This is a genomic window from Paludibacterium denitrificans, from assembly GCF_009707705.1.
Taxonomy (GTDB): Bacteria; Pseudomonadota; Gammaproteobacteria; order Burkholderiales; family Chromobacteriaceae; genus Paludibacterium_A; species Paludibacterium_A denitrificans.
Window position 1 is genome coordinate 174,203 of sequence record NZ_WLYX01000001.1, and the last position, 26,456, is coordinate 200,658.

Here is a 26,456-nt window from a genome sequence, read left to right on the forward strand (position 1 = left end):
GTTGCCTTAACCTTTCTGCGCAGCTGCCGCTTCTTCGGCATCCTTGAACTCGGATTTGCGACGACGCGACGGCCACATCCCGGCAGGACGGGTCAGCATCATCACCACCATGGCCAGACCAAACAGCAGCATGCGGGCATTTTCCGGGTCGATCAGCATACGGCCGAAGGTATTCATCTGCAGCGGGCCAATCACGTCACGCAGGATTTCCGGTGCAATCGTCAACACCACCGCACCGAGAATCACCCCGGGGATATGTCCCATACCACCCAGTACAATCATGGCCAGAATCATGGTCGATTCGATCAGGCCAAACGACTCCGGAGAAATAAACCCCGGAAGGCTGCAAACAGACCACCTGCCACACCACCCGACAGTGCGCCCAGCGAAAAAGCCAGCAACTTGATGTTGCGGATGTTGATCCCCATGGCTGCCGCTGCAATATCATCTTCACGCAGCGCTACCCGGGCACGGCCAATACGCGAATGTTGCAGGCGCCAAGCCATGATCACCACCAGCACGGTCAGCACCGAGGAACAGGTAGTAGTACAGATACACACTGGGGAAAGACAAACCGGCAATCTGCAGTGTGGAACCCAGACCAACGCCGCCCAGCTGAATCGGATCGATCAGGTTAATACCCTGCGGCCCGTTGGTGATGTTCACCGGAGCGTTCAGGTTGTTCATGAAGATCCGTACGATCTCACCAAACCCGAGCGTCACGATTGCCGGTAGTCACCCTTCAGACGCAATACCGGGGTCCCCAGCAGAATGCCGAAAAATGCGGCAAACAACGCGCCTAGCGGAATCGTTATGTAAAACGGCAGATGGATACCGAAGTGCGGCGAGCCCAGCAATGCAAAGGTATAGGCGCCTACGGCATAGAAGGCGATAAAGCCCATATCCAGCAAACCGGCAAAGCCAACCACGATATTGAGGCCGAGCGCCAGCATGATATACAGCAGGGTAAAGTCGACGATACGAACCCACGAATTACCCAACGCGCCGCCCACCAGGAATGGCAGTACGCACAGCGCGATGGCAGAGGCAATAAACACCCCAACCTTCTTATTGGTTTCAAGTGCCTTGGTCACGTTTGTTCTCCCTTGATCAGGCACGGTCGGCCATCTTTTCGCCCAACAGGCCGGACGGACGGAAAATCAACACCAGAATCAGTACCATGAAGGCAAAGATGTCCTGATAGTTGGAGCCGAGGAAACCACCGGTAAGCTGACCGATATAACCAGCACCCAGGGCTTTCGATGATACCCAGCAAGATCCCCCCTGCTACCGCACCGCCCAAGTTGCCGATGCCGCCAAGAACCGCAGCAGTGAAGGCTTTCAAGCCGATCATGAAGCCCATGTAGTAGTGAGCCTGGTCATAGTTGGTTGCTACCATGACACCGGCTACCGCCCCCAGTGCCGAACCCAGCACAAAGGTAGCCGAAATAATGGTATTGACGTTGACGCCCATCAGGTAAAGCAACCGCCGGGTTCTGGCTGGTGGCGCGCATGGCACGGCCAAGCTTGGTCTTTTCCACCATAATCAGCAGCCCGGTCATGATCGCGAAACACAGCCCGATGATGATAATCTGCAATTTGGTGATGCTGGCGCCCATGATAGTGATCACGTCATGGCCGAGTATCGGCGGGAACGGAATATAGTTACGTCCCCAGATCAGGATGGCCACCTGTTGCAGCACAATGGACAGGCCAATGGCAGTAATCAGCGGAGCCAGACGCTGTGCGCCGCGCAATGGCCGGTACGCCACGCGCTCCAGCACGTAGCCCAGCAACATGCAGGACGGAATGGCAACCAGCATGCCAATCAGCACCAGCGCGGGGCCGGGCAGGCTGACACCGGCACCAATCAGTGCATTCACCACCGAGATAGTGACCATGGCACCAAACATAACGACTTCGCCATGGGCAAAGTTGATGAGCCCCATGATCCCGTACACCATGGTGTAGCCCAGCGCGATCAGCGCATAAATGCTACCCAGGACCAGACCATTGAGGATCTGTTGCAGAAAAATGTCCACGTGGGAAATCTCCTTTGATTGAACGACCCGGCAGCTCACGGGGGGTTTCCCTCTTGAAACAGCTGCCTGTGTTGTTTGCCTAGACGTGCCTTGTTGTTGGCTTCTGTCTTATAGCCGCACGGATTATGCGTGTGGATTCAATCGACTGTCAATCTTAAAAACTTGTTAAACCGGGGCAAAAACACATCTATTTTTTGTCACTCTAACACAATGATTTTTATAGTTTTTCCTGAAAAACAGCATAAAAATCCTGATAGATAACATGGAATATATCGAAACGGTTTTACCCCGAACCCAAGCAGTGGTTTCTTGTGTTTCGAACAGAAAAACGGCGATGAATTTTCACATTCGAAATACATTGTTCGCATAAACTCAGATACGAACCACCTCCGGCCTGCCCCCTTTCATATGTATACAATCGACAGTACACGTAATAGCAAATAGTGTTCCATGTCGAATCTGGCCCAAACCACCGTCCCTGCGGTTCTGCAATAGGCAAGAATTACCAATTTGCATCGACATTACCGTTGCAAAACTCATTCCTGCTTTACCACATTCAACAAAACTGTTGCAAACACGCGGCAATGGCACGCTTAACAAAGAACGCCAGTCGCTACTTTACTCCCACTGGCAGCAGTAAATGCACTGTTATAGCGCCAAATGCCCCACAACGAAACAAAAACGCCACCCACAGGCGGCGTCTGGCATTGACCACAACAATACGGTCAGCTTTGTGCTGACACGGAAACAAAGCGTACCGAATCACCCGCCTGTATCTGTAACGCTTCAGCCCTGGGCTGAAGTTAACTGCAGGGATTCTTGCGGCAACGCCAACTCTGCCAGAATTGCTCTAAAACCCGATCGCGAAGTATTGGAGATCAGATACGTTTGGCCTTCTTCGTTTGCAGGAGGTTCGGCCAACTTGACCGAGCCAAGCTGGCTCTGGCGGACGGCACGGATTTCTGTGAGATAGGATTGCAACGTAGGGCCAGCATCGAAAATATCGACGTAGCCTTCATAGCGAAACCCCTCTGACACCAGCAGGGCTTCGGCTGGCTGAGTGTTTTCATGGCTTTTGCCGATGACGGCTTGCGCGGCTGGAGGCAAAAAGTCGATGTACACCGGATGCTTGGGCATCAATTCAGCCACAAACGATTTCTGCCCTACCCCGGTCAGATAATCGGCCTGAGTGAAATCAATAGAGAAGAAATGGCGCCCCAACGCTTCCCAGAACGGTGAGCGCCCGGCATCGTCAGACACGCCACGCAGCTCGGCCATGACTTGCTTGCCAAATAACTGTGGAAACTGCGCCATAAACAGAAAACGGCTCTTGGAGAGCAAACTGCCATTGCGCTGGATACGATAATCCGGACGCAGGAACAGCGTGCACAATGCGGAACAGCCGGTGTGGTCGTTAGACAAAAACAACGTATCATGCCGCGAGTACACACCCAGTTCTTGCGACGCGTGCACGATGGTGCCGACCCGGTAGTTATACCGGGGCGCTTTCAGACCGACAGCCGCCTCGATGGCGCAGATACCCGCCACCACGCCACAAGCCGTATCTTCCAGCACAAAAACATAACCTTGATCGGCGCGCTCCAGCTCGCTGGCCATGGATAACTCGGAACGGCGAATACGCCGCGCCAGATTTTCTTCATCAACCGGCAACGAGGTCAGGCCAATTCCGGCATTTTTCGCCAAGGCCATCAAGCCGGGTAAATCCTGTTGCGCAACAGGCCGAATAACCATCATGCGGAACACCTCCCGGCATCTTGTTGCAAGCCGACCATACGCACCCGGCCATCGCGGTTTAGCCCCAACATGCTGGCCGCCTCCGGCCCCGGGATGACCACGCCATCCTGCACCGCCACGCGGGTTGCCGTTGCGGCAAAATCACCAGATTTCTGATTACTCACCAAACATGTCACGGCAGCAGCCGGAAGGTTGGCCGAAACCTTTATCGGTAACTGACGTTGATGTTCCATGGTGTACAGCCGATCCAGTTCGGCGGTAAGCACGGCTCCGCCATCAAAGATATCGATGTAGTTATCCGCTTCAAATCCTTCCCTGCTCAGGAACTGACACGGCAACTCAAAGTCAGGATGAATCTGCCCGATAACATGCTGGGCTTCATCCGGTAACAGCGGGACATAAATCGGATAGCTCGGCATCAGCTCGGCAATAAAGGTTTTGCTGCGCGAAACAAAAGCCTGCTCTACCTGCAGAAAGTCCATGTTGAAAAAACGCCGACCAATTGCATCCCAGAACGGGCTTTGCCCGGCGGCATCATGAAGCCCCGGCATTTCAGCAATGATGCGTCGCCCAAAACGTTGACGTTGGGCGCCAATAAACAGCAAGCGGGCGCGCGACAGCAACTCCGCAGCAACCGGTGGCTGCGCCGGATCAACATAAAACCCGCACAACTGCACCATGCCGGTCAGGTCATGGCACATATTAAGAACATGCACCCGGTTATTGACCTGAAGAGCGCGCGAAGCGTGCACAAAGGTTTCACTGCGGTAGCTGTAAAACGGCTCGTCAGAACCGGCTGAGGCATTGATTGACGCTGTCCCCACTACCTCGCCAGCCGATTCCAGCACGAACATATAATATTCACACCCGGAATCGCCAATGGCTTCATGTTCAAACGAAGAAACCGACTGCTGGATACGTTCAAACAGCTTGTCACGGTGGTTGGGCAAGCTGGTCACACTAATCCCGCTAACCACCGCCATGCGCTCAATGGCTTAAGCAAATCAGAAGTGCGAACAGGACGCACGGATAACATGAAACCACTCCCGGTTGCGTGTAATAGTCGGTACTTTACCGACATCCTTATTCCCGCCACATGCCAGACAGCCATGCAGCGCGCCAGTCATTCAACAAACAAAACAGTCAGACAAAAAACTGACGCTGCTCACCTGTCCTGCAGGCGACAGCGTCTGGCAATAAGGGCGTACCGTAACGGCACGCCCTTCGAACCGCACCGCGCTCAGGCAGCAAGCATGGCGGCAATCGCTGCATCAAAACGCTGCAAGCCTTCGTCGATATCTTTCTCGTCGATAATCAGCGATGGCGCCGGGCGGATCACGTTGGCACCAGCCACCAACACCATCAATTGCTGTTCTTCCGCCGCTTTGAGGAAATCCTTGGAACGTCCGGCAAATTCGTCAGCCAAGACACAGCCCAGCAATAGACCCATGCCGCGCACTTCCTTGAATACCTTGTATTTGCTGTTGATGGCATTCAGCCCGGCAACAAAACGTTGATTCCGTTCACGCACACCATCCAGCACGGCCGGGGTATTCACCGTTTCAACCACCTTGAGCGCCACCGCACACGCCAGCGGATTGCCACCATAGGTCGAACCATGGGTGCCGATACCAAAGCTCTTGGCCGCTTTCTCGGTAGCCAACATCGCGCCGATCGGGAAACCGCCGCCAAGAGACTTGGCCGAAGACAGCAGATCCGGCGTAACGCCATAGGCCTGATGGGCATACAGATAACCGGTACGCCCCACCCCGGTTTGCACCTCATCAAAGATCAGCAAAGCATTGTGCTGATCACACAGGTCACGCGCGGCTTGCAGGAAGGCCTGGTCAGCTTAAGCAACACGCCGCCTTCACCCTGAATCGGCTCGATCACCACCGCACAGGTCTTGTCCGAGATGGCAGCCTTGAGCGAATCGATATTGTTGAATTCCACATGGGAAATGCCAGCCGGTACCGGGGCAAAACCTTCGGTGTATTTGGGCTGACCGCCTACACTGACGGTAAACAGCGTACGACCGTGAAAGGAATTCTTGCAGGAGATGATTTCATTTTTCTGCGGGCCGAAATGATCTACCGCATACTTGCGCGCCAGTTTGAAGCAGGCTTCGTTGGCTTCGGCGCCGGAATTACAGAAGAACACACGATCGGCAAAGGTATTTTCGGTCAGCAACTTGGCCAGACGCAGCGTCGGCTCAGTGGTGAACACGTTGGAAACATGCCATAGCTTGCCAGCCTGTTCGGACAGCGCCTCCACCAGCGCTGGGTGGCAATGCCCCAAGGCATTGACGGCAATACCGCTTAAGCAAAATCAATGAACTCCCGACCGTCCTGATCCCACACGCGTGACCCCAAGCCCTTGACCGGAATAAAGCTGGCTTGGCCCGTAGTTGGGGACCATGACATGGTCAAAGTCGGCACGCGTGATAGAAATGCTGCTCATCTGATGGTTTCCTTCCTACTAAGAATGCTGAATGTATGGGGCATTTCAGAACTCTGAAACGGATTCTAATTGAAGCAATACGGGTAACCATATCCTGCTTGCGACATGGCTGTACACAATAATGGGTACCCCATGCGCGCGGAGCGCCGCACTGAATCGACACCCGGTTTCCGTCAGAGCATGTCGATAATTATTACCTGTCCCGCCACAGTGGTCGCTCAGGTTTACGTACCACGCTACATGCGTTTAATGATCGCCCAAGGCCAAGTTTCCCAATATTACCGCAATACGCCCCTCCACTTCCTCCCCAGTCTTGTGCAAGGTTGGCCGAAATGCGCCAAAATCGCTCTCGCCCCGCCAACAACAAAAAAGCCCGCCGAAGCGGGCTTTTGCTTAACAGCAATCCGTCTGGCGGATTACTGAGCTTTCAGGCCGAAGGAATCAGCCGTCTCACGGGCAGTCTTGGATTCGTCATCCAGCAGTGCCTTGATAGACAGACGAATGCGACCACGATCATCCATCTCGATGGCCTTGACCTTAACCACCTGACCTTCTTTCAGGTGGTCGGACACATTCTTGATGCGCTCATTGGCGATCTGGGAAATGTGAACCAGACCATCCTTGCCCGGCAGAATGGAAACGATGGCGCCAACATTGTTGTCGAGGATCTTGACCACGGTGCCTTCGTACACCTTGCCCACCTCAACTTCCACCGTGATTTCTTCGATGCGCTTCTTGGCCGCTTCAGCGCCTTCAGTGCTGACCGAAGCGATGGTGATGGTGCCATCTTCACCGATGTTGATTTCGCAACCGGTGTCTTTGGTGATGGAACGAATGGTTTCGCCACCCTTACCGATCACATCACGGATCTTGTCCGGATTGATCTTCATCACGTACAGGCGCGGAGCATGAGCGGACAGCTCTTGCGGGCCTTCCACGGCTTCCTTCATCAGGCCGAGGATATGCAGACGACCGGCTTTAGCCTGATCCAGTGCTACCTGCATGATTTCCTTGGTAATCCCCTGAATCTTGATATCCATCTGCAGCGCGGTAACACCTTCGGCAGTACCCGCCACCTTGAAGTCCATATCGCCGAGGTGATCTTCATCACCCAGGATATCGGTCAGCACGGCAAAACGGTTGCCTTCCAGAATCAGGCCCATGGCGATACCTGCCACGTGCGCCTTCAGCGGAACGCCAGCGGACAGCAGCGACAGGCAGCCACCACATACCGATGCCATGGAGGAAGAACCGTTGGACTCGGTAATTTCCGATACCACACGCATGGAGTAACCGAACTCGGTTTCCGGCGGCAGCACAGCTACCAGCGCGCGCTTGGCCAGACGGCCGTGACCGATTTCACGGCGCTTCGGCGGGCCCATGCGGCCAGCTTCACCAGTGGAGTACGGCGGGAAGTTGTAGTGCAGCATGAAGCGTTCGGTGTATTCACCAGCCAGCGCATCAATGATCTGCTCATCCTGTTTGGTACCCAACGTGGTCACTACCAGTGCCCGGGTTTCGCCACGGGTAAACAGGGCAGAACCGTGGGTACGCGGCAGTACATTGTTACGGATGGAAATCGGACGCACGGTACGCGTATCACGACCATCAATGCGCGGCTCGCCAGCCAGAATCTGGCCACGTACGATCTCTGCTTCCAGACCCTTGAAAATACCCTTGATTTCGTTAGCCTTGAGGGTATCGGTATTTTCATTGATCAGCGCAGCTTTGACTTCAGCCAGGCTTCATCAATGGCAACGGTACGGGCCTGTTTTTGGCGCAGGCGGAAGGCGTTAGCCAGTTTTTCGCCAGCGATGCCGCGCACCTGAGCAATCAGGGCTTCATCTTTGGTAAGCGGCGCCCAGTCGAACATCACCGGATTGACTTCATCAGCCAACTCGTTGATGGCCTTGATGGCAGCTTGCATTTGTTCGTGGCCAAATACCACGGCACCCAGCATGACAGCTTCCGGCAGCTCTTTGGCTTCCGATTCCACCATCAATACAGCGCGTTCAGTACCAGCCACCACCAGATCCAGGTCGGAAGTAGCCAGTTCAGACTTAGTCGGGTTCAGCAGGTATTGACCATTGGCGTAGCCAACGCGCGCCGCACCGATCGGGCTTAGGCAAACGGCAGGCCAGAAATAGCCAACGCAGCGGAAGCACCGATCATGGCAGGGATATCGGAATCCACTTCCGGATTCAGCGAGACAACCGTGGCCACGATTTGCACGTCATGGAAGAAGCCTTCCGGGAACAGCGGACGGATCGGACGATCGATCAGGCGGCTGGTCAGGATTTCTTTTTCCGACTGTTTGCCTTCACGCTTGAAGAAGCCACCCGGGATCTTGTTAAGCAGCATAAGTACGTTCCAGATAATCAACGGTCAGCGGGAAGAAATCTTGGCCCGGCTTAACCGATTTGCCACCTACCACCGATACCAGCACTACGGTGTCTTCTACGCTAACGAGTACGGCGCCAGAAGCCTGACGGGCTACTTCGCCGGTTTCCGTGGTAACGGTTTGATTACCGTACTGGAAAGTCTTGGTAATTTTATTGAACACAGGGTTTCCCTTAATAAATTAATTTTCTCAAGCCGAAAAAACAACGGGAACCCCTAAAAATTCAGACTGGATACCAGATCGGAATTTCTAGAGGCTCCCCCCGTTGCCACACTAATAGCTTGATGGATCAGCATGAAAAAGTCGCAGCGTTGCTGCGACTTCTCCAGAACCTGAACCGATTACTTGCGCAGACCCAGACGGCTGATCAGTGCACGATAGCTGTCAGCATCGGTACGCTTGAGGTAATCAAGCAGACGACGACGACGGCTAACCATCTTCAACAGGCCACGACGGCTGTGGTGGTCTTTGGTGTTGGCTTTGAAGTGCGGGGTCAGATCATTGATGCGGGCAGTCAGCAGCGCGATTTGCACTTCAGACGAACCGGTATCGCCTTCCTTGCGTTGGAAGTCTTTAACGATTTCTGCTTTTTGAACGGCGGTCATTGCCATGGAAGTAACTCCAAATCAGGTAAGGGCTGTAACACCCGACAAGTGCGGCGAGCCGAAACCCATCCACACTTCGCTAAACGGCAGATCAGACTTTAACGTCTTTCACTGCCAAGAGCCGGAGAGGGTGCAATATCGTATGATCCCGCAACTCCCCTAGCCCCAGAAATTCCCGCGTCAGCTGATGGTAGACACGGAAACGCGGCATTCTCTCATACTTTTCATCAAAGCGCACGGCCTGTCCGTGGTTAAATCTGCCTGCATCTTCCTCGGACAACACGATTTCGGGCAAATGCCGCACCAAAACATCCGGCGGCATCAGCAAAGCCTCACGCTCCGGCATGGTCAGGGCTTCCAGTGCTTCAAGAGTAATCGCCTGCTGCAAACTGAAGCCGCCGGTGGCCGTACGTCGCAAGCCAGTCAAATGCGCACCGCATCCAAGCACTTCGCCAATATCTTCGGCCAACGTACGGATATAAGTACCCTTGCTGCACACAACGTCGATCACGGCGTCTGCGCCATCCAGACTGACCAGCTGCAGCGAATGGATGGTGATCTGCCGTGCCTCACGCTTGATCTCAATGCCCTGACGAGCATATTCATACAGCGGCTTGCCTTGATGTTTGAGAGCCGAATACATGGGAGGCACCTGCTCGATCTCGCCAACAAACTGTGACATCACCTGCAACAACTGCTCGCGATCAAACACTATCGGGCGTTCGCGTACGATCTCACCTTCGATATCGCCAGTCGTGGTGACAACACCAAAGCGCACGTGAGCGCGGTAGCCTTTGTCCGCATCCAGCAAGTACGAAGAAAACTTGGTCGCCTCACCCAGACATACTGGCAACAAGCCGGTAGCAAGGGGATCAAGAACTCCGGTATGCCCGGCTTTGGCGGCATTGAACAGCCAACGCGCCTTTTGCAAGGCCCCGTTGCTGGATATATCGTACGGCTTGTCAACCAGCAGCACGCCATCAATCTGGCGCTTTTTGCTGCGCGGCTGCTGCGTCATTCTTCCTCGTCCTTGCTCTCGCCAAACTTCTCGGCATCTTCCTTGGCAATCTTGCTGATCAGCTGATCCATATGGAAGCCACGCTCAACCGATTCGTCATAGACAAAATGCAACTGAGGAGTGGTAAAGATTTGCAGACTACGTCCCAGCTCGCTACGCAAATAACCGGCCGAATGCTCCAGCGCCTCTTGCGTTACCTCACGGGTCTTTTCATCCATTACCGTATAGAAAATCTTGGCATGCGAATAATCGCGGGTTACCTGTACTGCTGTAATGGTAATCCAGCTTAGCCCGCGGGTCTTTCAGACCCTTGCGCACCAGCTCCGCCAGTTCCCGCTGGATTTGCTCGGCAATTCGGTCGGCACGGGAGAAACCTTTTCTGGCTCTGGCCATAATCAAAAATCCTGATTCAATTCATGCAAAAAGCGAGCGCCACCGGCCTGTCAGGCCAGAGAGCGCTCGCCGGGTAAGGTATCAGATCAGAGGGTACGCGCCACTTCGACGATTTCGAACACCTCGAGCTGATCGCCTTCCTGAATGTCGTTGAAGTTCTTCAGCATCAAGCCACATTCGTAGCCTTGCTTGACTTCCTTCACGTCATCCTTGAAGCGTTTGAGCGATTCCAGCTCACCGGTATGCACGACCACATTGTTACGGATCAGACGTACCATGGCAGAACGTTTCACCATGCCATCCGTCACCATACAACCTGCAATATTGCCGACCTTGGAGACAGAGATGACCTGACGGATTTCTACCGTACCAATCACTTGTTCCTTCTTCTCTGGCGACAACATGCCGGACATGGCGGCTTTCACCTCGTCTACCGCATCATAGATGATGCTGTAGTAACGGATATCCACGCCTTCGCTTTCGGCCAACTTACGTGCAGCCGCATCGGAACGTGTATTGAAGCCGATGACGATGGCCTTGGATGCGATAGCCAGGTTGATATCGGATTCAGAAATACCACCCACGCCGGAGTGCAGCACGTCCACTTTGACTTCGTCGGTAGACAGCTTCTGCAGGCTTTGTGCCAAGGCCTCGTAAGAACCTTGCACGTCGGCCTTGATGATGATCGACAGATGCTGGACTTCGCCTTCGGTCATCTGGGCAAACATGTTTTCCAGCTTGGAAGCTTGCTGCTTGGCCAAGCGTACATCACGGAACTTGCCCTGACGGAACAAGGCAATTTCACGCGCCTTCTTCTCGTCGGCCAATGCCATGGCATCTTCACCTGCCGACGGAACATCCGACAAACCAAGGATTTCTACCGGAATGGAAGGGCCAGCTTCGTCAATCTGCTTGCCGTTTTCATCGATCATCGCCCGAACACGACCAAACGCCGTGCCAGCCAGAACGATGTCACCCTTCTTCAGCGTACCGCTTTGTACCAGCAAGGTTGCCACCGGACCACGACCCTTATCGAGTCGAGCTTCAACGATCACACCCTTGGCCAGAGCATCCTTCGGCGAGGTCAATTCCAGTACTTCGGCTTGCAACAATACGGCTTCCAGCAGGCTGTCGATGCCCTGACCGGTTTTGGCCGACACTTCGACAAACATCGAATCGCCACCCCAGTCTTCCGGCACAACTTCCTGAGCCACCAATTCCTGGCGGATACGCTCCGGATTGGCACCCTGCTTATCGATCTTGTTCACCGCAACCAGAATCGGCACACCGGCGGCCTTGGCATGGTGAATAGCCTCAATCGTCTGCGGCATCACGCCATCATCGGCTGCCACCACCAGAATCACGATATCGGTTGCCTTGGCACCACGAGCACGCATAGCGGTAAACGCTTCGTGACCCGGGGTATCCAGGAAGGTGACCACACCGCGCGGCGTTTCCACATGATAGGCACCGATATGCTGGGTAATACCACCGGCTTCACCCGCGGCTACCTTGGCGCGACGGATGTAATCCAGCAAGGAGGTCTTACCATGGTCAACGTGACCCATCACGGTAACTACCGGCGGACGCGGCAGTTTGACCACTTCGGTCACTTCACCTTCGGCTTTTTCCAGATAAACTTCCGGATCATCGGCTTGGGCTGCTTTCGGAATATGGCCCAATTCCTCCACCACGATCATGGCGGTTTCCTGGTCCAGCACCTGGTTGATGGTAACCATCATGCCCATCTTCATCAGCGCCTTGATCACTTCCACGGCCTTAACGGCCATTTTGTGCGCCAGATCGGCTACGCTAATGGTTTCCGGCACCAGCACTTCATGCACGATCGGCTCGGTCGGCACATTGAAAGCATGCTGATTGGCCTGCTTGTTCTTGCCACCTTTGCGGCTTTTCCAGTCATTGCCGGTATCACCGCCCTTGACGCGCAGACCGCGGCCTTTCTTGCCATGATCATCCCAGCGATCGCCACCTTTTTTGCCTTTTTTGTCAGCAGGGCGAGCACCAGCCGGAGCATTGGAAGGTGCCGGTTGTGCAGTAGCACCGAGGAGCCGGACGCGGGCCTACACCAATAGGACGCTGACTAGGCGCACCAGCACGGGGACCTGTGCCTTGGCCTGCCGGGCGGCTACCCGGTTGACCGGAACGCTGCCCAGCCTGAGCCGGACGCGCGCCACGATTTCCCTCGGATCCCGGACGGCGATCATCACGACGAGCTTCTGCCGGGCGGGCTTCAGCCTTCGGCTCAGGGGCCTTGACCGGAGCTGGCTGCTGAGCAGCCAAACGAGCTGCCTGTCGACGCTCTTCACGCTCAATTTTCTCGCGCATCAGTGCGGCCTGACGCGCGCGGAATTCTGCCTGACGACGTTCTTCAGCTTCGCGGGCAGCAACTTCTTCCGGCGACAAAATCGACGCCACAGTTGGCCGAACCACTTCCGCCTTGGGCTTGGCGGCAGGCTTCTCGGCTACAACCGGCTTTTCTGCTTGGCTTCGACTTTGGCTTCCTGCTTAGGTGCCGGAGCGGCCTTGGCTTCTTGCTTGGGCTCAACCTTAGGCTCGACTTTGACTTCCGGCTTAGGCTCAGCCTTTGCCTCAACCTTAACCGGTTCAACCTTGGGCTGCGGAGCAGGCGCCGCCTCAACGGGCGCAGCTTCCACGGCTTTTTCTACCTTGACCGGTTCTACTGCGGCGGGAGCCGGAGCAACAACCTCATCCGGACGAACCACAACGCGCTTCTTGCGCGTTTCAACTCGAACGGTGCCGCCATCGGCCTTTTTGATTTCACTCGTCTGTTTGCGGCTCAAAGTTGCCGTGCGATTTTCATCACGAGCGCCATGCGAACGCTTCAGGTAGTCAAGAAGCTGGGACTTATCTTGCTCAGAGAGCGTATCTTCCGGTGCGTGCTTGACCACACCCGCTGCACGAAGCTGCTCCAGCAGTCGTTCAGGAGTGAGTTTCAGCTCACCGGCAAACTGTTTTACATTCGTCAATACCATGCGTCTTCCCAAATTCCGTCTAATACTTCCCGAAGAAGCTTTACTGGTTAAACCAGTGTTCGCGCGCTTTCATGATGATGGCACGTGCAGCTTCAGCTTCAATACCGGTCATTTCCACCAGATCGTCCACGGCCAGATCGGCCGAGGTCATCACGCGTGGCAACACCGTTTTCGGCCAGCTTGCGAACTGCTTCCGCATCCAGCCCTTCGATATCTTTCAAATCGTCACTGGCCGATTCGACTTTCTCTTCCGAGGCAATCGCTTGGGTCAGGATGGCATTACGAGCACGGCTACGCAAATCGTTTACCAATGCTTCATCGAACCCTTCGATTTCCAGCATCTCGGCAATCGGCACGTAGGCAACTTCTTCCAGCGTGGCGAAACCTTCCTGCACCAGCACAGAAGCCGTGTCTTCATCAACGTTCAGATGCGTGACAAACAAGTCGCGCACCATGGCGTCTTCGGCCTGATGTTTTTCTTCCGCCTCGGCCACAGTCATGATGTTCAGGTACCAACCTGTCAATTCGGCCGCCAACTTGACGTTCTGACCACTGCGACCAATCGCCAACGCCAGCTGATCTTCCTCCACCACCACGTCCATGCTGTGGTTGTCTTCGTCGATCAGGATGCGATTCACTTCTGCTGGAGACAGGGCATTGATGACGAACTGAGCAGGTTCCGGCGCCCACAATACGATGTCAATGCGTTCGCCCGCCAATTCCTGCGTCACAGCCTGCACACGCGAACCACGCATACCGATGCAAGTGCCTTGCGGATCAATACGTGCATCGTTGGCCTTGACTGCGATTTTGGCACGCAGGCCCGGATCACGCACGGCTTCTTTGATTTCCAGCAAGCCTTCTTCGATTTCCGGCACTTCCAGTTCAAACAGCTTGATCAGAAAATCGGACGAAGTACGCGACAGAATCAGTTGCGGGCCACGGCCCAGACGATCAATACGCAACAGATAAGCCTTGACCCGGTCACCTACACGCAGATTTTCTTTCGGGATCATCTGTTCGCGCGGCAATACAGCTTCCAGCTTACCGCACTCGACAATAGCGTTGCCACGCTCCGGGCGCTTGACGGTACCGGACACCAAGTGTTCACGACGCTGCAGGAAGTCGTTGAGCAGCTGCTCGCGTTCTGCATCGCGGATACGCTGCAGAATAACCTGCTTGGCAGTTTGTGCGCCGATACGGCCAAACTCTACTGCTTCCATCGGCTCTTCGATGACACTGCCAACTTCCAGCGCGGCATCCTTCTCCTGCGCATCGGTCAAGCCAATTTCACGCGATTCGGATTCCAGCAAATCATCTTCAACAACCGTCCAGCGACGGAAGGTGCTGTACACACCAGTCTGACGATCGATCTCGACGCGCACGTCCATCTCATCATCAGTAAATTTCTTTTTGGTGGCCGAAGCCAAAGCCATTTCAAGGGCGGAAAATACCACGTCCTTGCTTACATTTTTTTCACTCGCCGAGGGCGTCAACCAGCAACAAAATCTCGCGACTCATGCATTCCTCCGAATTTTTGTCCTTTGCGTGGCAAAAGGCCGTTTAGTCATTAAAACTCAGGCTCCAGCCGGCCTTGTCGATATTGGCAAACGGAATCACCACGAGGCGGCCATCCACCTCAATTTTCACGGAGCCATCTTCGACCCCGGCGAGACGTCCGGCAAATCTCTTCTGCTGCTCAACGGGCATCCGCGTCTTGATCTTGGCCAGCTGACCGGCAAACCGGACAAAATCTGCCTCTTTCTTCAACGGGCGATCCAACCCCGGAGAAGACACTTCCAGCCGTTCGTAATCGACATTTTCCACCATGAAGAGACGCGTCAGGTGATTACTTACAGATACGCAATCATCCAGCGTCACGCCACCGGGCTTGTCGATAAATACGCGAAAACCGCCGCCTTGCGTCAACTCGAAGTCAACCAGCTCGTAACCGAGACCTTGCAAGGTGTTTTCTAGCAGCAAATGAACATCCATGCTTTTTCCACAAATAAAAAATGGGCGAAACGCCCATCCCTAAACATCCAGATTGTAACCTATTCGCTTAAAAAAGAAATGTCGACGATGGCATCGTCTTGCATCATAGCACTCCCTGACGAGGGGCTTTGCGAGCGACGCATGGTTACGGTACATTACCGCAATCCAAACGACCGTTTGGATTATTTAAAACAGCTTGGCAAAAGTCGGCTTAAGCAACACTAGAACCACTATTAGAAGTGGCCCACCTTGCACGAACCACCGGTGCGGCACCCAAAAAAAACCAACACGATGGAGAAGCCTTTAGATGGAAAAGGTTTGGCTAAAAAACTACCAACCCGGCGTTGCGCACGAGATTGACGTCAATGATTTTCAATCGGTCGTCGAAGTGTTTGAGCGCAGCGTGGAAAAATTCCGCGACCGCCCGGCCATGGCCAATATGGACAAGGTGTTGAGCTATGGTGATCTGGACACCCTTTCGGCCAACTTCGCGTCTTACCTGCAAAACACCCTGAAGCTGGAAAAAGGCGCCCGGGTGGCCATCATGATGCCAAACCTGCTGCAATACCCGGTTGCCGTGTTTGGCACGTTGCGGGCGGGCTGCACGGTGGTCAACGTCAATCCGCTCTACACGCCACGCGAGCTGGAGCACCAGTTGAACGACGCAACGCCGAAACTATCGTCATACTGGAAAATTTTGCCAGCGTCCTGCAAGACGTCATCCATAAAACCCGCATCAAGCAGGTTGTTGTCACCTCGATTGGCGACCTACTCGGCTTTCCCAAACGGCTGATCGTTAATTTTGTAGTCAGCAAGATCAAGAAAATGGTGCCGACCCGGAGCCTGCCCGGGCATATCCGCTTCAATGATGCGTTGAGCGACGGGGCACGCCAAACCTTCCGGCGCGTGAACATCGGTCACGACGACATTGCCTTCTTGCAATACACCGGCGGCACAACCGGTGTTTCCAAAGGCGCCATGCTGTTGCATCGCAACATCGTGGCCAACATGTTGCAAGCTGGTCAGTGGGTGAAACCGGTGGTCCGGGAAGGACAGGAAATCATTGTGACCGCCCTGCCGCTCTATCACATCTTTTCACTCACCGCCAACCTGATGGTATTCACCGAGATTGGCGCACTGAATGTGCTGATCACCAATCCCCGCGACATTCATGGCTTCGTCAAAGAGCTGAAAAAATACAAGGTCACGGCCATGACCGGCGTGAATACGCTGTTCAACGCCCTACTGCATGATCCTGCCTTTGCCACCGTGGATTTTTCCAGCTGGAAACTGACGCTCGGTGGCGGCATGGCGGTGCAGAAAGCGGTGGCAGAGAAATGGAAGCAGGTTACCGGCGTACCGCTGATCGAAGCTTACGGTCTGACAGAAACCAGCCCTGCCGCCTGTATCAACCCGATGGACTTAAAAGAATATAATGGCACCATTGGCGTACCAGTACCGTCCACCGATATTGAAATCCGCGATGCCAATGGACAACCGGTAGGCCCGGGCGAACAAGGCGAGCTGTGCGTCAAAGGCCCGCAGGTCATGAAAGGCTACTGGAACCGACCGGACGAGACAGCCAAGGTCATGGACGCCAATGGTTTTCTTTCCACCGGCGACATGGCTGTCATTACCCCGGACGGCTTTGTGAAACTGGTTGATCGCAAGAAGGACATGATCCTCGTTTCCGGTTTTAACGTGTATCCTAACGAAATCGAGGACGTGATTGCGACGCATCCGGGCGTGGTGGAAGTGGCCTGCATCGGCATGCCGGACGAGAAATCCGGTGAGGTGGTGAAGGTGTTTGTGGTCAAGAAAGACCCGGCACTGACGGAACATGACATCATCGCCCACTGCCGCGCCAACTTGACCGGTTACAAGGTACCCAAGTACGTGGAGTTCCGTACCGAGCTGCCGAAAACCAACGTAGGGAAAATCCTGCGTCGAGCCCTGCGTGATCAAAGCGTGGCCGTACAGGCCTGAGAACACCCAAGGCAAGACCGGAAAAGCCCGCCCTTGATGCGGGCTTTTCTATTTTGATCACTGCCGCGTGGCCCTGTGCGCCGGGCGGGATATAAAGGGACAAGCATCATGCTGATGTTGCCATTCTTCAAATTGATGGCTGAAAAGAAGGCCAGTGACATCTTTTTTACCACCAACGCCGCCCCGCAGATCAAGATAGATGGCGTCACCCAGTCGATCAACGACAAGCCTCTCCCGGCTGAGGTGGTCAAGCAACTGGCGTACAGCCTGATGGATGAAGAGGAAATCGCCCGCTTCGAAACCGAGCTGGAGATGAACTTTGGCCGACGGGTGGAAGGACTCGGCAACTACCGTATCAACATCTTCCGTCAGCGCGGGACGGTGGCCATGGTGGTACGTCACATTGCGCCGAAGATTCCGTCGCTGGCGGACCTGAAACTGCCGGAAGGGCTGCAAACACTGATCACCAACAAGCGCGGGCTGATCATCGTGGTGGGCGCCACCGGCAGTGGTAAAAGCTCCACCGTGGCGGCACTGCTACAGCAGCGTAACGAAACCCAGACGGGCCACATCCTGACGGTGGAAGACCCGATCGAATTCATCTTTGAGCACAACAAATCCATCGTGAACCAGCGCGAGATCGGCCCGGACACCCACTCCTACGAAAGCGCACTGAAAAATGCCATGCGCGAAGCGCCGGATGTGCTGATGATTGGCGAAATCCGCGATGCGGAAACGATGCGCCATGCCATCAACTATGCGCAGTCTGGTCACTTGAGCATTTCCACGCTGCACGCCAACAACAGTTACCACATGCTTAACCGGGTGATCAGCTTCTTCCCGACCGATACCCGTAGCGCACTGCTGATGGACTTGTCGGTATCGCTGCGCGCGGTGATTTCGCAACGTCTGGTATCCACCGTGGATGGCAAGCTGATTCCGGCGGTGGAGCTGCTGATCAACACGCCGCACATCACCGAATTGATCCGTAACGGTGAAGTCAACCAGATCAAGGAAGCGATTGAAAACAGCATGAGCGAGGGTTCGCAAACCTTCGAGCAATCGCTGTTCAAGCTGTACAAACAAGGCAAGATCACGCTGGACGAGGCGCTGAAGAATGCCGACTCGCCAACCAACCTGTACTGGCTGATCAACCACGGTCAGGAAAAGACCGACGCCAAAAAGCAGGCCGATCACAAACCGGCTGCGGCGAAAACGGCGCCTTCGGCCAACTTTGATGACTTCAAGCTCGACCTGTAACCCACCACGATTATCATGATTACGCTATACGGCATTCCCAATTGCGGCACGGTCAAAAAAGCCCGTGTCTGGCTGTCAGAGCAGCAACGCGACTACACCTTTCACGACTTCAAGAAACAGGGCATTGACGCCGCGCATCTGGAGCGCTGGGCGTCCACCCTTGGGCAGGACAAACTGATCAATCGCCGGGCACCACTTGGCGCAAACTGAGTGACGAGGACAAGGCGCGCGCCAGCACATTGGCCGGTGCTCTCGCGCTGATGCAGGCCCAGCCTTCCGTAATCAAACGCCCGGTGGTGGAATACGCCGATCAGATATTGGTTGGTTTCAATGAAGCCAGCTGGACAGAGGTGTTTGGCCAATGACTGCGACACTGCAACTGACTCAGGAACTGATCCGCCTCGACTCCATCACCCCGCGCGATGCCTGCCAAGAACGCCTGATTGCCCGGCTGGAAGCCTGTGGTTTCACGGTGGAACGCATGCGCCATGGCGATGTCGATAATTTCTGGGCGCGCCGCGGCACAACGGCGCCGGTCGTCTGTTTTGCCGGGCATACCGATGTGGTGCCGACCGGCCCGGCCGAGCAATGGGACAGCCCGCCGTTTGAACCAACCATCCGTAACGGCTTGCTGTATGGCCGCGGCGCCGCCGACATGAAGGCCTCGCTGGCAGCGTTTATCACCGCGATTGAAAACTACGTTTCGGCCAACCCTGAGCATGACGGATCGATCGCATTGCTGATCACATCCGATGAAGAAGGCGTGGCCACCGACGGTACGGTGCGCGTGGTCGATACGCTGGAAGCGCGCGACGAACGGATTGATTACTGCATTGTGGGGGAACCCACCTCGGAAACCACGCTGGGCGACACCATCAAGAATGGCTAAGCGCGGCTCGCTGTCCGGCCATCTGATCGTACATGGCATTCAGGGACACATCGCCTACCCGCACCTGGCGAAGAATCCGGTACATCTTGTTGCGTTAAGCGCTGACCGAACTGGCGGCTGAAGTCTGGGATAACGGCAACGACTTTTTCCCGCCTACCAGCTGGCAGATTTCCAACATCCATGCTTAAGCACCGGTGCCACCAACGTCATTCCGGGAACCTGCGAAGTCAAATTCAACTTCCGTTTTTCCTCGGAAAATACCGCCGATACGCTCAAGGAACGGGTGTATGCCATTCTCGACAAACACGGTCTGGCTTACGAGTTGCACTGGTCGTTGTCCGGACATCCGTTCCTGACCGAACCGGGCAAACTCACGGCGGGAATCACTGCCGCGATTAGCGAAATCACCGGCCAGACGGCGGTGTTGTCCACAACAGGTGGCACCTCGGATGGCCGCTTCATCAAACGCATTGCGCGCGAACTGGTGGAGTTCGGCCCGGTCAACGCCAGCATCCACAAGCTGAATGAGTGCGTGGAAGTGGATGCGATCGAACCGTTGTCCCGCATTTACTGCCGCACCTTGAAATACCTGTTGGGCTAATTCCCCATTCCCGTCGGCGCACCACACGGCGTGCTGACGGGCTTTCGGCCAACTATACGCCACGCCTCTGCTCCGGCATGACAGTGGCGGTGCATCTGTACTCTTTTTTCAGTACAAATCTGTCGATTGTTCCGACTACAGCGGCGCAGTACTAATAACACCTTACTTTCTGACAGGTATTGTGTATGGCTACTGCCCTTCCACCCAGCGGCAAAATTCATCCGCGTCTGACCTCTGGCCGCTTCAACACCATTCGTGTAAGCATCGTGCTGTTGTCGCAACTGGTTTATTTCCTGTTGCCCCTGGTTAAGCTGGCACCATCGGCCCGCCGTGCTGTTCGACCTCGACCGCCAGATTTTCTACGTTTTTGGCGCCATGTTCTGGCCGCAGGATTTCGTGTTTCTGGCGGCCATTCTGGTACTGAGCGCACTGGGGCTGTTTTTATGGACGGCGCTGGCTGGCCGACTCTGGTGTGGTTACGCCTGCCCGCAAACGGTTTATACCCAGATCATGATCTGGATCGAGCGCTTCACCCTTGGCGATCACAAACAACGGCAACGACTGGCGGCTGCGCCCACCAGCCTGCACAAAGCTCTGCGGTTGGGGTTGACGCATGGCGTGATGATTGGGTTCTCGTTGCTCACCGGGTTTACTCTGGTGGCTTACTTCACCCCGGCTCCGCAACTGCTGACGGAACTGCTGCATAACGACCTTGGCCCGTGGCAAGAGTTCTGGTTACTGTTCTACGCCGGGTTCACCTACCTGCTGGCAGGCTTTCTGCGGGAAAAAGTCTGTACCCACATGTGTCCCTATGCCCGCTTTCAGGGCGCCATGTTTGACCGTAACACCCTGATCATTTCCTACGATGCCAAACGCGGCGAACCGCGCGGGCCACAGCACAAGCAGGCCGACGGCCAAAGCAAGGCCGGGCACTGCATCGATTGCGGCATTTGCGTGCAAGTCTGCCCTACCGGCATCGACATTCGCCAAGGCTTGCAATACACCTGTATCGGCTGCGCCGCCTGTATCGATGCCTGCGATAACGTCATGGACAAGATCGGCGCGCCGCGCGGGCTGATCCGCTACACCAGCGAAGCCACGCTGGAACAGCAACTGCCGGAACCGGGTTTCGGCCAACGTTTACGCCAACCGCGCGTCCTGTTCTACCTGCTGCTGGTGGGGAGCGTGCTGGCTTTGTCGCTGATGAGTTTGCTCAATCGTCCCACCTTCAAGGCCGACATCATGCGCGACCGGGCCTCGCTGGTGCGCGAAACCAACGATGGCTGGCTGGAAAACAGTTACAGTATCCGCCTGACCAACGCGACCGAAGCACCGCAACGACTGACGCTGGACGTGGAAGGGCTACCGGGTATCCGGCTGGCCGATGGGCCGCGCGTGGTGACGCTCCCCCCCACCCAGACAATTACCTTGGGCGTACGGGCGCAGGTCGAGCCACAACATGCCGACAAGGGCGCTCATGATATTCATTTTGTCGTGCGCTCACTCACCCACGACGGCGTAATCCGGCGCGAGCAATCCAGTTTCATCGGCGAGTGAACGCACGTGGCAACCACCCAACCCTCAAACTGATGGCACCGCATGAGCAAGTCATTACATCTGGCACAGTTATTCCGTTACGCCATCGAGCAGGGCCATCTGGTGCGTGGCGACCGCATGCCGTCGTTGCGCAAGGCCTGCCAGGATCATCAGGTCAGCCTGACCACGGCACAGCGCGCCTATGACCAGCTGGAACGGGAAAACTACATTGCCGCCGTGCCGCGTTCCGGTTTCCGGGTACTGGGGCGGCCGGACAAGCCGCACCCGGCGCTGCCGCCAGCAGACAGCCCGATCGGCATGGAGCATCTCACCACGGCACTGCCCATGCCGTGGGGCTGCCCGTTCATGAACTCGTCGCTGATCAACACCACGCCAATGAACAAGGCGCTGACACAGGCGCTGAAGGACTACCGCACGGCGCTAATCAGCCACGATACCGATGGCCACGACGGCCTGCGCCGGGAACTGGCACTGCGTTACCTGACGCAAGGCACGCGACTGGAAGGTGAAGAACTGCTGATTACCTGCGGCTGCATGGAGGCACTATCGTTGGCCATCCGCGCGGTGGCCAACGTCAGCGCCTGCCGCAGCATGCTGGTGGTGACGCCAGCGTTCCCGGCCATCCGGCAGCAGCTGGAGCAGGTGGGATTGCAGATGCTGGAAGCAGATTGCGACCCGGAACACGGGCTGGATATGGCGAAACTGGAACAACAGATCGAACAGCACCAGCCCGGGGCGCTGATCGTCATGGCCAACTTCCAGCATCCGGTTGGCCGTACCCTGCCCGACAGCCAGAAAGCCGCACTGGTGGAACTGGCCGACCGGCACCGCCCGGCCATCATCGAGGACGACACCTACCGCGAACTGTATCTGGGCGAACAGGCACCGTTACCGCTTAAGGCGTTTGACCAGCGCGGCACGGTGCTGCATTGCTCGTCGTTCAGCAAATCGCTGGCGCCCGGCTACCGCGTGGGCTGGATTGCCGTAAGCCGCTACCGCGACACCATCCGTGGGCTCAAGCTATACAGCTCGCTCGGTACGCCGCTTCCCAGCCAGATGGCACTGGCTCGCCTGCTGGCTTCCGGTCATCAGGAAGAAATGCTGCAACGGCTACGCCACACGCTACGACAACGGCTGACCGCATTGCAGCAACAGTTGGCCGAACACTTCCCGGTCGGCACCCGGCTGATTACCCCGCAAGGCGGCTACGTCATGTGGCTGGAATTGCCGCATGGTCTGAATACCAGCCAGTTGCTGCCGATGGCCATGCAGCAAGGCATCCATTTTGCGCCATCGCCGCTGTTCTATGCGCGGCCGGATGCCCCGGTCAACGCGCTGCGTTTGAACTTCAGTTTTTACGATCCGCTGCGCCATGGCAGCGGCATCATTCTGCTGGCCGAACTGATCAAGCGCTATTTGCTTAAGCCTGAACGACACGACGTTGCTCCCGATCCGCGCGCAGGGCGGTTCGGCCAACCTTATTTGTTCAGGCCACGCCGCTCGTATACGGCTTGCGCCAGCGTTCCCAGATCGACATATTCCAGCTCGCCGCCCACCGGCATGCCGCGCGCAATACGCGTGACCTTGATGCCTCGGTCCTTGAACAGCTCGGCAATCATGTGCGCGGTGACCTCGCCTTCGGCGGTGAAATTGGTTGCGATCACCACTTCCTGCACCACGCCATCCAGCACCCGGTCCATCAACTTGTCCAGATTGACATCGTGCGGGCCGATGCCATCCATTGGCGAAATACGCCCCATCAACACAAAGTACAAGCCTTCAAAGCACTGCGCCTGCTCCAGCACCAGCAAATCCGCTGGCATTTCCACCACGCACAGCTGATCCTGACGCCGTTCCGTATCGGCGCACAGATTGCACAGCGGAGTCTCGCTGAAGGTGTTGCAACGCTGACAGTGCATCAGGTTGGACAAGGCACGGTCCAGCGCGCGCGCCAGTTTTTCCGCACCGGCCTTGTCGCGCTGCAACAGGTGAAACGCCATCCGCTGGGCAGACTTGGGGCCCACGCCGGGCAACACCTTGAGAGCCGAAATCAGTTGGTCGAGCGAAGGGGGATTTTTCATGGCAAGCGAGCAAGGAAGGCGGCGGAAAAAGAAAAAGGTTGGCCGAAACGGATGTTCGGCCAACCTGCGGGGCGTGACGACTCAGAACGGGAATTTCATACCAGCAGGCAGATTCAGGCCGGAGGTAAAGCCAGACATGCGCTCCTGCGAGGTGGCTTCCACCTTGCGCACAGCATCATTGACCGCCGCGGCAATCAGGTCTTCCAGCATTTCCTTGTCGTCCTTGGCATCGGCCAACAGGCTGTCATCCAGCGCAATGCGCTTGACGTCATGTGCACAGGTCATCACAACCTTGACCAGACCGGCACCCGACTGGCCCTCGACTTCGACATTGGCCAGTTCTTCCCGGGCCTTCTTCATGTTTTCCTGCATTTGCTGGGCCTGCTTCATCAGGCCTGCGATACCGGCTTTACCGAACATTGTTTACAACTCCTGGACAGGTTGAATGGTTTCCGTGAGCAACGTGGCGTTAAATTCACGCACAAATTGCTGCACAACAGGATCATTTTGCAGGCACTCGCGGGCAGCTTGCTGCTGCTCCTGACGATAGCGAGCCTCTTGCATGGCCGGGGTTTCTCGCCCCAGCTCTTCAATCGTGACCACCAGCTCCACCGGCTGGCCAAACGCATCGGACACGGCGTGACGCAGTTTTTCCTGATAGTCGCGCCCAGTCAGATGGCGAAAACTTTCCGGCACCGCCAGCGCCAAACGCCGCGGCCCCCAATCCTTGAGCACGGCATTGTGCGCCAACATGCGCGCCGCGCCCAACCGTGGCGCCAGCCGTGCCACCAGCGCCGACCAGTCACCATCAAAATCCGTGGGGCCGGTGACGTCTTCCACCGGCTCCATGGCCTCAACCGGCAGGGTTTCGATGTACTCACCTTCCGGAGCATCATCCCAAGGGGTATCCAGCGGCCCCTCATCCGCGTCGTCGTCATCGTCTGCCGTATCTTGCGGCGCAACCGCCACAGGTACTGCGGGCACCGCCTCTGCAACCGCCACACGCGGTGTAGGTGGTGGTGGCGTTAGCGCAGGCTCAGGCTCGGCTTAAGCGCCGCTTCATCAGCAGCGCTCTCGGCGCCATTCCCGGCTGGCCGCCCCTGCCGTCCCGAGAGCCGCGCCAGCAGTGCCTTGGCCGCCGCCGAACCTTCCGGGCTGACATCAGACGACGGCATACCCAATTCCGGCCGCGGCGTGGGCACAGGACGGCCAGTCACCGCGGTAGGAGCAGCGACAGCCACGGTTTCGCCCAGCATGTTGGCCGGATGAAACGCCAGCAGGCGCAGCAGCGTCATGGTGAAACCGGCATGCTCATCCGGTGCCAGCGCCAAATCCTTGCGACCATGAATCGCGATCTGGTAATACAGTTGCACATCCTGCGGCGCCATGGCGGCGGCCGGGCAAAGATGGCCTCGCGTTCCGGCTCGTCATCAGCAATCGCCAACGGCACGGTCTGGGCCAATGCCACCTGTTGCAACAGCACGGCCAGTTCGGCCAACGTGCCATCAAAGCCGATCCCGCGTTCCGCCAGCTGATTGGCTTCTGCCATCAGGCAGCCCATCACCTTGCGCCAGAGCTTCCAGCAAGGCAAACAGATAACGGCGATCCACCGCCCCCAGCATGGCCCGCACGCCGTCTTCGCGGACCTCACCCATGCCATAAGCGATGGCCTGATCGAGCAGCGACAGCGCATCACGCATCGATCCCGCCGCCGCCCGTCCCAGCAGCGCCAGCGCCGGAGCCTCGTAACTGACTTGTTCCGTTTCCAGTACATGCGCCAGATGGCCGGAAATCTGCGGTGGCGTCATGTTGCGCAACGAAAACTGCAAGCAGCGCGACAGCACCGTTACCGGCACTTTTTGCGGATCAGTCGTCGCCAGAATGAACTTGACGTGCGCCGGTGGCTCTTCCAGCGTTTTCAGCATGGCGTTGAAGGCACTTTTCGATAGCATGTGCACTTCATCGATGATGTAAACCTTGTAGCGCCCGGCGGTCGGTGCGTACTGGGCGTTTTCCAGCACTTCACGGATATTGTCGATACCGGTGTTGGACGCGGCATCGATTTCCAGCAAATCCACAAACCGGCCAGCGTCGATCTGCAAACAGGCGGAACACTCGCCGCACGGCTCGGCGCTCGGCCCATGTTCGCAGTTCAGGCTCTTTGCCAGAATACGGGCGATGGTGGTCTTGCCCACCCCGCGCGTCCCGGTCAGCAAATAGGCGTGATGCAGCCGCGACTGCTGCAGGGCATTGGAAAGCGCGCGCACCACATGCTCTTGGCCGACCAGATCGGCAAAGCGCTTGGGACGCCATTTGCGGGCAAGAACTTGATAACTCATGGGGGCGGATTCTAATGGCAATTTACATTCAAGGCGACAGCTTTTGCAGCACTGCCCACG

Annotated in this window: 17 protein-coding genes and 10 pseudogenes; 9 read left to right on the top strand and 18 right to left on the bottom strand. The window is 56.3% G+C overall.

The window, feature by feature from the left end:
- Window positions 1–6: 6 nt before the first annotated feature.
- From GKE73_RS25205 to rimP, 15 genes and pseudogenes are all read right to left on the bottom strand, one after another.
- Window positions 7–506 (bottom strand): annotated as a pseudogene (locus GKE73_RS25205) (branched-chain amino acid ABC transporter permease).
- Window positions 451–723 (bottom strand): hypothetical protein, encoded by a 273-nt coding sequence (locus tag GKE73_RS01250; RefSeq protein ID WP_376767248.1) that lies wholly within the window; start codon window positions 721–723, stop codon window positions 451–453. The pseudogene GKE73_RS25205 and the gene GKE73_RS01250 overlap by 56 nt, the downstream one beginning before the upstream one ends.
- Complete coding sequence (locus tag GKE73_RS24445; protein ID WP_230368771.1) at window positions 720–1,094, bottom strand: ABC transporter permease subunit; 375 nt, start codon at window positions 1,092–1,094, stop codon at window positions 720–722. The genes GKE73_RS01250 and GKE73_RS24445 overlap by 4 nt, the downstream gene beginning before the upstream one ends.
- The gene (locus tag GKE73_RS26370) at window positions 1,091–1,474 is read right to left on the bottom strand and encodes an ABC transporter permease subunit (RefSeq protein ID WP_280954677.1); all 384 of its coding nucleotides are present in this window, start codon (window positions 1,472–1,474) and stop codon (window positions 1,091–1,093) included. Before GKE73_RS26370 ends, GKE73_RS24445 begins: the two co-directional genes overlap by 4 nt.
- A complete protein-coding gene (locus GKE73_RS24450; RefSeq protein WP_446686319.1) occupies window positions 1,380–2,042 on the bottom strand; it encodes a branched-chain amino acid ABC transporter permease in 663 nt (220 codons plus the stop codon). The genes GKE73_RS26370 and GKE73_RS24450 overlap by 95 nt, the downstream gene beginning before the upstream one ends.
- A 786-nt stretch (window positions 2,043–2,828) precedes the next feature.
- Window positions 2,829–3,797, bottom strand: coding sequence for an arginine N-succinyltransferase (gene astA, locus GKE73_RS01265; protein ID WP_230368772.1), 969 nt, complete (start codon window positions 3,795–3,797; stop codon window positions 2,829–2,831).
- Window positions 3,794–4,780: an arginine N-succinyltransferase gene (gene astA, locus GKE73_RS01270; RefSeq protein ID WP_230368773.1), complete on the bottom strand. Its 987-nt coding sequence runs from the start codon at window positions 4,778–4,780 to the stop codon at window positions 3,794–3,796. Before astA (GKE73_RS01270) ends, astA (GKE73_RS01265) begins: the two co-directional genes overlap by 4 nt.
- A 257-nt stretch (window positions 4,781–5,037) precedes the next feature.
- Window positions 5,038–6,220: pseudogene (locus GKE73_RS01275) on the bottom strand (aspartate aminotransferase family protein).
- Between the two features lie 453 nt (window positions 6,221–6,673).
- Window positions 6,674–8,820, bottom strand: a pseudogene (gene pnp, locus GKE73_RS01280) (polyribonucleotide nucleotidyltransferase).
- A 179-nt stretch (window positions 8,821–8,999) separates the two neighbouring features.
- Window positions 9,000–9,269, bottom strand: coding sequence for a 30S ribosomal protein S15 (gene rpsO / locus GKE73_RS01285; RefSeq protein ID WP_230368774.1), 270 nt, complete (start codon window positions 9,267–9,269; stop codon window positions 9,000–9,002).
- 85 nt (window positions 9,270–9,354) lie between these two features.
- Window positions 9,355–10,281 carry a tRNA pseudouridine(55) synthase TruB gene (truB, locus tag GKE73_RS01290; protein ID WP_230368775.1) on the bottom strand — a complete coding sequence of 309 codons (927 nt, stop codon included), beginning with the start codon at window positions 10,279–10,281 and terminating at the stop codon, window positions 9,355–9,357.
- Window positions 10,278–10,674, bottom strand: a pseudogene (rbfA, locus tag GKE73_RS01295) (30S ribosome-binding factor RbfA). The gene truB and the pseudogene rbfA overlap by 4 nt, the downstream one beginning before the upstream one ends.
- 86 nt (window positions 10,675–10,760) lie before the next feature.
- Window positions 10,761–13,688: pseudogene (gene infB, locus GKE73_RS01300) on the bottom strand (translation initiation factor IF-2).
- 40 nt (window positions 13,689–13,728) lie between these two features.
- Window positions 13,729–15,209: pseudogene (nusA, locus tag GKE73_RS01305) on the bottom strand (transcription termination factor NusA).
- Between the two features lie 42 nt (window positions 15,210–15,251).
- Window positions 15,252–15,683, bottom strand: coding sequence for a ribosome maturation factor RimP (gene rimP / locus GKE73_RS01310; RefSeq protein ID WP_230368776.1), 432 nt, complete (start codon window positions 15,681–15,683; stop codon window positions 15,252–15,254).
- 307 nt (window positions 15,684–15,990) lie between these two features.
- Here rimP and GKE73_RS01315 point away from each other — a divergent pair.
- The 9 genes and pseudogenes from GKE73_RS01315 to GKE73_RS01340 form a co-directional block, all read left to right on the top strand.
- Window positions 15,991–17,669 (top strand): annotated as a pseudogene (locus GKE73_RS01315) (long-chain-fatty-acid--CoA ligase).
- A 108-nt stretch (window positions 17,670–17,777) separates the two neighbouring features.
- Complete coding sequence (locus tag GKE73_RS01320; protein ID WP_230368777.1) at window positions 17,778–18,929, top strand: PilT/PilU family type 4a pilus ATPase; 1,152 nt, start codon at window positions 17,778–17,780, stop codon at window positions 18,927–18,929.
- 15 nt (window positions 18,930–18,944) lie between these two features.
- Window positions 18,945–19,139 carry a thioredoxin domain-containing protein gene (locus GKE73_RS24455; protein WP_312854334.1) on the top strand — a complete coding sequence of 65 codons (195 nt, stop codon included), beginning with the start codon at window positions 18,945–18,947 and terminating at the stop codon, window positions 19,137–19,139.
- A gap of 29 nt (window positions 19,140–19,168) precedes the next feature.
- Complete coding sequence (locus GKE73_RS24460) at window positions 19,169–19,294, top strand: ArsC/Spx/MgsR family protein (RefSeq protein ID WP_312854335.1); 126 nt, start codon at window positions 19,169–19,171, stop codon at window positions 19,292–19,294.
- The gene (locus tag GKE73_RS25210; protein WP_376767249.1) at window positions 19,291–19,818 is read left to right on the top strand and encodes a M20/M25/M40 family metallo-hydrolase; all 528 of its coding nucleotides are present in this window, start codon (window positions 19,291–19,293) and stop codon (window positions 19,816–19,818) included. Before GKE73_RS24460 ends, GKE73_RS25210 begins: the two co-directional genes overlap by 4 nt.
- Window positions 19,811–20,077, top strand: a pseudogene (locus GKE73_RS25215) (peptidase dimerization domain-containing protein); the annotation flags it as partial. The gene GKE73_RS25210 and the pseudogene GKE73_RS25215, both read left to right, overlap by 8 nt.
- A 24-nt stretch (window positions 20,078–20,101) precedes the next feature.
- The gene (locus GKE73_RS25220) at window positions 20,102–20,419 is read left to right on the top strand and encodes a M20/M25/M40 family metallo-hydrolase (protein WP_376767403.1); all 318 of its coding nucleotides are present in this window, start codon (window positions 20,102–20,104) and stop codon (window positions 20,417–20,419) included.
- 330 nt (window positions 20,420–20,749) lie between these two features.
- The gene (gene ccoG, locus GKE73_RS01335) at window positions 20,750–21,976 is read left to right on the top strand and encodes a cytochrome c oxidase accessory protein CcoG (protein WP_230368778.1); all 1,227 of its coding nucleotides are present in this window, start codon (window positions 20,750–20,752) and stop codon (window positions 21,974–21,976) included.
- A 42-nt stretch (window positions 21,977–22,018) separates the two neighbouring features.
- A pseudogene (locus tag GKE73_RS01340) lies at window positions 22,019–23,257 on the top strand (aminotransferase-like domain-containing protein); the annotation flags it as partial.
- 197 nt (window positions 23,258–23,454) lie between these two features.
- Here GKE73_RS01340 and recR read toward each other — a convergent pair.
- The 3 genes and pseudogenes from recR to dnaX form a co-directional block, all read right to left on the bottom strand.
- Window positions 23,455–24,057, bottom strand: coding sequence for a recombination mediator RecR (gene recR, locus GKE73_RS01345; protein WP_230371374.1), 603 nt, complete (start codon window positions 24,055–24,057; stop codon window positions 23,455–23,457).
- 81 nt (window positions 24,058–24,138) lie between these two features.
- A complete protein-coding gene (locus tag GKE73_RS01350; RefSeq protein WP_230368779.1) occupies window positions 24,139–24,477 on the bottom strand; it encodes a YbaB/EbfC family nucleoid-associated protein in 339 nt (112 codons plus the stop codon).
- Window positions 24,478–24,480: 3 nt separating this feature from the next.
- Window positions 24,481–26,396: pseudogene (gene dnaX, locus GKE73_RS25225) on the bottom strand (DNA polymerase III subunit gamma/tau).
- Between the last annotated feature and the right edge of the window lie 60 nt (window positions 26,397–26,456).